The sequence below is a fragment of the Verrucomicrobia bacterium CG1_02_43_26 genome, assembly GCA_001872735.1.
Taxonomy (GTDB): domain Bacteria; phylum Verrucomicrobiota; class Verrucomicrobiia; order Opitutales; family CG1-02-43-26; genus CG1-02-43-26.
In genome coordinates, this window is record MNWT01000003.1 from 1 (window position 1) to 6,092 (window position 6,092).

Below are 6,092 nucleotides of genomic sequence, written 5' to 3' on the forward strand. Positions count from 1 at the left end.
CTAAAAAACACTCTGTTTCTTAAATATGCCAGTATCCACATCTCGACTACATTTACAGCTGACTCCACTTTGGGTTTGTCTTTCGGCTTTGAAGGCCTGGCAGGGATAATGGCGATAGCGTAATGCATCGCATAATCGTGATAGGTGGGATTGATATCGGGCTCGTAGAGACAGGCTTTTGTAACACCTGACTTTAAGTTATCCGGCACCAGTACTTGGGTTACCCCTCCGAAGAACTCAAACGCTCTAATATGGCTCGCGATGAAGTTGGGTAATTCTTGAGACCATGTGGCCTCAGCATAAGTGTAGTTCGAAGCACCGAGCGCGGCGACAAATATTTGGGCTTGCTTAATCTCGCCGGTGTTTTTGTCTATTACCGGCATTGTCATGCCCGCATAATCGATAAAGCATTTTTCTCCCGCCTTGTGGTTAAAACGCATGCAGGGATCAATGTGGCCGTGCCAGTTTCTATACAGGTTGCAAAATTGGCTGTAGCGGTAGCCGCCCGCGTTAGCTGCTATGTATTCCTCCCATAACAGAAGAAGCGTGACGCGCTTCTTCTTTAACTCCTTGTAGATGTCGGCGTAATTGGGCTCAATTAGCCTTGGTTTTTTCTCTTCTTCACCAAAAAGCATCTCTTGAAGGGCCGTGTCGTCTAATTCTTCAGGGATCGGCCAGGATAGATTAGCTTTTTTAGCTCGTGACAGATAATCAGCTACCGTCGAGTGTGATACTTTCGTGCTTTGGGCTATCTGGCGGTTAGATAACCCAATAGCCTTTAGCCTTAACATTTCTTTAAGTTTTCGCATGGATAACCTCTTCTTTGGCATTTTGCCCTCCTAAAACTGTAATTATTACAGTATATGGAAGGCTCCTTCTTGTTATCCAGGCGTCATTTATTGCTTCGCACGCGAAGTGTTAGTACGTCTAATTGATTCCGATTCATTTCGACCACCGATTCCGATACACGGCAAAAAAGTGGACGATTTAAATCAGAACCGGTGGACGATTTGGCTCGGAACGAGTGGACGATTTATTTCGGAATCGGTGGTCGATTAGCGTCGGAATACACATGTTGAATACTACGATTGCTGTTTTTGTATCGCGCCATGTTGTGTAATCGAGCAACTGGTCAATTGCCTTCTTAAGGGATTCTGGTCCCTTCCAGAACTTGCACTCTGCGATGAATATGTTTTTGCCCTCGACGCGGATAAGAATATCGGTCTTCCCTTCGAGGTTAAATGTCTCTCCGGTTGCCTGTCCTTCATATTGACCATTAAGCTGGACAAGGAAGTGCTGGCGGATATCTTCCTCTTGCATATTCTTAAACGCGCTCGGGCTCCTCTCAATGACGGTTACCATGTTCTGCATGATGGTAAGAATGCTTTCATATTCGGTCGTATCAGGTACAGGCTCGGGCTTAAAAGATTCGGTGCTAGCGGTTGGCATCTTAGCGGGACTCTTTTTGCGAACCGTGGGAGCGATGTAGGTTTCCGGCGCACCACCTCTCTTCTTCATATGGTTATCGGGGTATGTCGCCAAGCAAAAGCGTATTTAAAAAAGCTGGGCGTCAGATCTGTCCGGCGTTATCTTTTACCAGGACCAGGGCAGCGTCTACACCGGTTATGAATATGTAGGTGAACTTATAAAGGATGGCGTGCGAGTATCCTACAGTCGCATTGCAACACCCTCGGATAACCCCGGGATGGAAAGCTTCTTTGGCAGACTAAAGGACGAGTGGGCCGATGTGTTTGCTGCCGCACAGACAGAAAGCGAGGTGATAGAGCTTATCAATAAAGCACTGTGTTATTATAATGAAAAGCGCCGGCACTCAAGTATCGGCTACCTTGCACCGGACGACTTCATCAAACGAGAGCTTGCATTAACGACAGCCTAATACCGCCGTTCACCTTAGGAAATTTTAATAGTAGTTCAAGTTTTGGGGCGCACCTCAGAGCCCTTGTTAAGAATGTAAGACAGAACGAGTAACAACAATTTAGCTGAGTATGAGCTTCTAGCGGTATCTATTAGTGATTGCTGAGGAGAAGATAGTTGAACATATATATGAGGTACCATAATATCTGTAGTATATGAATGAGTTTTTTACTACTGAAGATGCTGCAAAATATCTTAACGTGACGCCATCGAGGATCCGCCAGTTAATTGCGGAAAAGCGCTTGCCCTCAGAAAAATTTGGCAGGGACCATATGATTCTGGAAAGCGACCTAGCCGAATTTGCTAAAATCGGCAAAAAAAAGACCGGAAGGCCTAAAAAAGAGCGATAATAATACTTGCGCATGCGTTAGGATTATGCGAAAATTTTGCTTATGGATGACATTGTTATTAATAAAGACAACCAAAGACATGGGATAAAATGGCCAACTGAAGAACATCCATTGGTTGTATTACCTGGAGATGTAAGAGAATTGATACGTCGGCTTCCGGATAATACCTTTCAATGTGTGGTCACATCGCCTCCCTACTGGGGCGTAAGAGACTATGGTATGGAAAACCAAATCGGAGCAGAGCCAGATTTGCACCTCTACATTAAAAGCCTTGTTGATATCTTTAGAGAAGTTCGTAGAGTCCTAAAGCCTGATGGAACATTTTGGCTTAACATCGGGAACACTTATACATCGGGTGGTCGAAAATGGAGAGATGCCGATGATAAGAACAAGGGGAGAGCGATGTCTTATCGGCCACCAACGCCACCAGGCCTAAAGAAAAAAGATCTTATTGGCATAGCCTGGTTGCTCGCCCTCGAATGCCAAAAAGACGGGTGGTTTTTGCGCAACGATATCATTTGGTATAAACCCAATTGTCAACCTGAAAGTGTTAAGGATCGATTTACCGTTGCCCATGAGTATATGTTCTTATTTACGAAATCAGAGCGGTATTATTTCAATCAAGAGGCCATTAAGGAACAAACAGCAAACGGCAATGGGTTAAAGAATAAAAGAACAGTTTGGTCGATAAATACTGAGCCTTGCCCTGAAGCCCACTTTGCAGTCTTTCCACGTGCGCTCGTGAGGCCATGTATGCTGTCTGGCAGTCGAGTTGACGACCTCGTTCTTGATCCATTCTATGGGGTCGGAACGGTTGGAATAGTAGCAAAGGAACTAGGGCGGCGCTGTGTTGGGATTGAACTAAAGGACGAATATGTAGCTATTGCCAATCGGCGAACTAATGCAGTCCAGGCTACCCTTAGTCCTGAGGAATAAGAAACTCCCAAACCGCATGAACCTTGCAATATGCCTTTCGCAGATTCTTTATTTGCAGTTTTCGCTCACTACCACCATCGAAATACAAATCGAAAAGAGCGCCTCCATCTTGGTCGCATACGTAACAATATCCAGGCTTAGGAAATTGTTTGCTACTAACCATCATTTCCAGCTTCCCAGCTTGTGCTCTTAAGAGAATTTGCTTAGGTATTTCGACAAGCTCATATTTCCATTGTGGGCCTTTTAAAAGGGAACGAAGGCTTAAAATTCTGTCATAGCTCTTCAAATGAGAAAGGAACTGATTGCGTAAGCCTTCGAGATCAGCGGGGTTATCACCCCAATGTCCTTTTCCGAGTTCCATAAACTTGCTGATCCAAAGGGCTTCTTCTCTTATCCCCTTATCAGCCTGGGTCTTGAGCGAGAGCTTAACCCCGTCAACAGTAATATCATGACCAGGATTGGTCTTTGGCGCAAGAATGGCCTTATGCCCATCCATATTCAGAACCTTAACTAAGACATGCTCAAATTTATCCTTAGTAAAAGGTTCCGATGAGAAACTATGATGCACACGGATTGCATCCCCAAAGTTCTGTAAGGTTATCGTATCGAATATATCCGATTCGTTTAGAGTATATTCATGTTCAGCGCTAAAAACGGTAATAACACGTTGTAGCCAGTGTAGTTGGCCAGTAGTTAATTCTGGAATGGTACGTATTAGCGACTCTACAAGCCGCAACTTATCATCAGTCATATTGTCTCGAAGATCAATTCCGTTTTTACCTTACGGTTAGCACCACTCTATCCGTTTGATTGGAACTTATCAAGTAAGGGCGATTGCTCGTCTTGTGTGCTTCAACCGCGTCAAAATGACTTCGGCTATTGCATTTAATCTATAGGGGTCGAGGCTAAATCTCATTCTCAAAATCTGTGGCACAGTTAAAACGGCATACATCTGCAATGCTCACAGCATGAGTGCCTTGTTGCCGTGGTCGAGTGCATGTAGATGTAACCAGGAAGTAGAAAAGACTACATTTTATGATTGCCTAGGCTTCTTAAATAGGTGTGATACGCTCGCTTTTCCTCTTTTGTAAGATCGGCAACAATGCGCTTGCCTGTCGCCAAATCCTCGCCAACAGCTTTTCCGTGCTTAAGGATTTCTTCCAGTGTCGTTATGTTTACTATCCCATGACCTCCGAATATACGAATAGGCATATATACCACCTATGGGGGGGGTAGTATAAACGAACATGTGTTTGGTGTTAAGAGGCCGTTAAAACGTTTAGTATATGAATTAGATAATAATTCATAGGGGGTCTACCGATGGATGCTATACAATTAGCCACCATCTTCGGTTCTGCTCAAATTGTGGTAAAGATTCTAGGGCCAACTGCAGACTATCTAGGGGAGGGAATAAAGGGTTGGGCTGAGAAGAGAGCTGGCAACGTGGAAAGAATCTTCTCTATCGCCGAGAAGAAGCTCGGTGATAGGATCGACCAGGACGAGTCAGTTCCCCCTAAGGTACTTAAATCCATCTTGGATGATGGCTCCTTTTCCGAGGACCCCCTAGCTGCCGAATACTTCGGAGGGGTACTTGCTTCATCGAGAAGTGGGATTCCTCGTGACGATAGAGGCGTTGGTAAGGCTGCGCTTGTTACCCGACTCTCTACCTACCAAATTAGGGCGCACTTTATCTTCTACAAAATCGTCAAGAAGCTATATGATGGAAGCAGTTATAATATTGGCGATGCCCGCATAGGTCTGCAATGGGAATTTTTATTCCCGTTGATGTGTTTGATGCGGCAATGGACTACAATGAGGAGGAATTTGCTCGCGGTAATGCCATAACGCAACATATTTTGATTGGTTTATCACATGAGGGCCTTATCGAAAGCTTATTCGAAGCAGGGCCTGTTGAAAAGATAAAATTAAGTTATGAAAGTGCGCCTAAGGACGGGTTGATTTTTCACCCTTCAGTTTTAGGTTGCGAACTCTTTTTATGGGTTCATGGTCAGCCCAACGTTACCCTGCCAGAGTTCCTTAGTCCTTCGATAGTTCTCGAAAGCGTGACAGATATAAACATTCCAGGAGGGTATAGCAGGAGTTCAGTTCGGCTAGCACCACAATAATTGAACCCTAGACCTTGTTAAAAATATCAGCCACAATTTAACGGGGTATGAGCTATTCTGTGTGCGTGCTCGATTTAATGACCTCAGGTGCTTTACGACCAGGAAAAGCAATAATCTATCGTGTCGTTCTCATCCTCGCAAGTAAATCCTCTTCGCTCTTGCATCCGCTTACATCAACCCCAGCAGCTAGCATAAACCGAACAGCAGCCCTAACCAGCTCAGTATTAGCTAGCTTTTTGTCGCCTGTGATTTTAGCCTTAAGACTAAGGCTCTCAAGGCACAAGGCCCTTTAACGTGGCTGGTGGCATAGTTGATTGGTACTCTAAGGTAATCTGATTTGCTGTCCGTAGCAAGCTCTCCTTTTACATATTTGTGCTTTTATCCTACAAGGCTGATGAATAATCCTTCTTCAATTAATGCTAATCAATAATGGCTGCCAAAAAATGGAGTAGTGCCCAGAAGATTAGTGTGGCAATCGGCAACAGAGTAAGTTAAGCCACACTCTAAATGATACATCGCATTGTCATTAATAAGCTTTTACCACGAGATAGGCCAAGTTTGCGAATGCCTTACATGGTTTTTATCTTGCCAATGGGTCATAATCCTAATATTTCTTAGTGGTATTCGCTCGGATGGAGTGAACCCCTTGTACCGGACAAAAAGATAAGACACTCTTGAACTAGGAAGGAGTATCTTAATGTCCGGCAGTAAACGAAAATTTAGTCCAGAATTTAAATTACAAGTT

8 protein-coding genes and 1 pseudogene are annotated in these 6,092 nt (G+C 44.3%); 5 read left to right on the forward strand and 4 right to left on the reverse strand.

The window, feature by feature from the left end; genetic code table 11:
* Positions 1–809, reverse strand: a pseudogene (locus AUJ82_00170) (IS21 family transposase).
* A gap of 178 nt (positions 810–987) precedes the next feature.
* The gene (locus AUJ82_00175; GenBank protein OIO61021.1) at positions 988–1,518 is read right to left on the reverse strand and encodes a hypothetical protein; all 531 of its coding nucleotides are present in this window, start codon (positions 1,516–1,518) and stop codon (positions 988–990) included.
* A gap of 187 nt (positions 1,519–1,705) precedes the next feature.
* Between AUJ82_00175 and AUJ82_00180 the strand changes: the two genes are divergently transcribed.
* The 3 genes from AUJ82_00180 to AUJ82_00190 all read left to right on the forward strand — a co-directional run bounded on the left by AUJ82_00180 (position 1,706) and on the right by AUJ82_00190 (position 3,221).
* Positions 1,706–1,897: a hypothetical protein gene (locus AUJ82_00180; protein OIO61022.1), complete on the forward strand. Its 192-nt coding sequence runs from the start codon at positions 1,706–1,708 to the stop codon at positions 1,895–1,897.
* 193 nt (positions 1,898–2,090) lie between these two features.
* The gene (locus tag AUJ82_00185) at positions 2,091–2,285 is read left to right on the forward strand and encodes a hypothetical protein (GenBank protein ID OIO61023.1); all 195 of its coding nucleotides are present in this window, start codon (positions 2,091–2,093) and stop codon (positions 2,283–2,285) included.
* Between the two features lie 84 nt (positions 2,286–2,369).
* Entirely contained in the window at positions 2,370–3,221 is an 852-nt protein-coding gene (locus AUJ82_00190) for a hypothetical protein (protein OIO61028.1), read from the forward strand.
* Here AUJ82_00190 and AUJ82_00195 read toward each other — a convergent pair.
* Both AUJ82_00195 and AUJ82_00200 read right to left on the reverse strand, forming a co-directional pair.
* Positions 3,205–3,972, reverse strand: a complete 768-nt coding sequence (locus tag AUJ82_00195) for a restriction endonuclease (GenBank protein OIO61024.1) — start codon at positions 3,970–3,972, stop codon at positions 3,205–3,207. The two genes, AUJ82_00190 and AUJ82_00195, sit on opposite strands and share 17 nt — an antisense overlap.
* Before the next feature lie 275 nt (positions 3,973–4,247).
* On the reverse strand, positions 4,248–4,433 hold the full coding sequence (locus AUJ82_00200; GenBank protein OIO61025.1) for a hypothetical protein: 186 nt from the start codon (positions 4,431–4,433) through the stop codon (positions 4,248–4,250).
* Between the two features lie 108 nt (positions 4,434–4,541).
* Here AUJ82_00200 and AUJ82_00205 point away from each other — a divergent pair, with 108 nt between their 5' ends.
* Both AUJ82_00205 and AUJ82_00210 read left to right on the forward strand, forming a co-directional pair.
* Positions 4,542–5,066, forward strand: a complete 525-nt coding sequence (locus AUJ82_00205; GenBank protein ID OIO61026.1) for a hypothetical protein — start codon at positions 4,542–4,544, stop codon at positions 5,064–5,066.
* A complete protein-coding gene (locus tag AUJ82_00210) occupies positions 5,024–5,347 on the forward strand; it encodes a hypothetical protein (GenBank protein OIO61027.1) in 324 nt (107 codons plus the stop codon). Before AUJ82_00205 ends, AUJ82_00210 begins: the two co-directional genes overlap by 43 nt.
* Positions 5,348–6,092: the final 745 nt, after the last annotated feature.

Excerpts from the sequence above, each read along its gene's own strand:
- AUJ82_00210 (OIO61027.1), top strand. The coding sequence starts at position 5,024 with ATGGACTACAATGAGGAGGAATTTGCTCGCGGTAATGCCATAACGCAA.
- AUJ82_00205 (OIO61026.1), top strand. The coding sequence starts at position 4,542 with ATGGATGCTATACAATTAGCCACCATCTTCGGTTCTGCTCAAATTGTG.
- AUJ82_00180 (OIO61022.1), top strand. The coding sequence starts at position 1,706 with ATGGAAAGCTTCTTTGGCAGACTAAAGGACGAGTGGGCCGATGTGTTT.
- AUJ82_00175 (OIO61021.1), bottom strand. The coding sequence starts at position 1,518 with ATGAAGAAGAGAGGTGGTGCGCCGGAAACCTACATCGCTCCCACGGTT.
- AUJ82_00200 (OIO61025.1), bottom strand. The coding sequence starts at position 4,433 with ATGCCTATTCGTATATTCGGAGGTCATGGGATAGTAAACATAACGACA.
- AUJ82_00185 (OIO61023.1), top strand. The coding sequence starts at position 2,091 with ATGAATGAGTTTTTTACTACTGAAGATGCTGCAAAATATCTTAACGTG.
- AUJ82_00195 (OIO61024.1), bottom strand. The coding sequence starts at position 3,972 with ATGACTGATGATAAGTTGCGGCTTGTAGAGTCGCTAATACGTACCATT.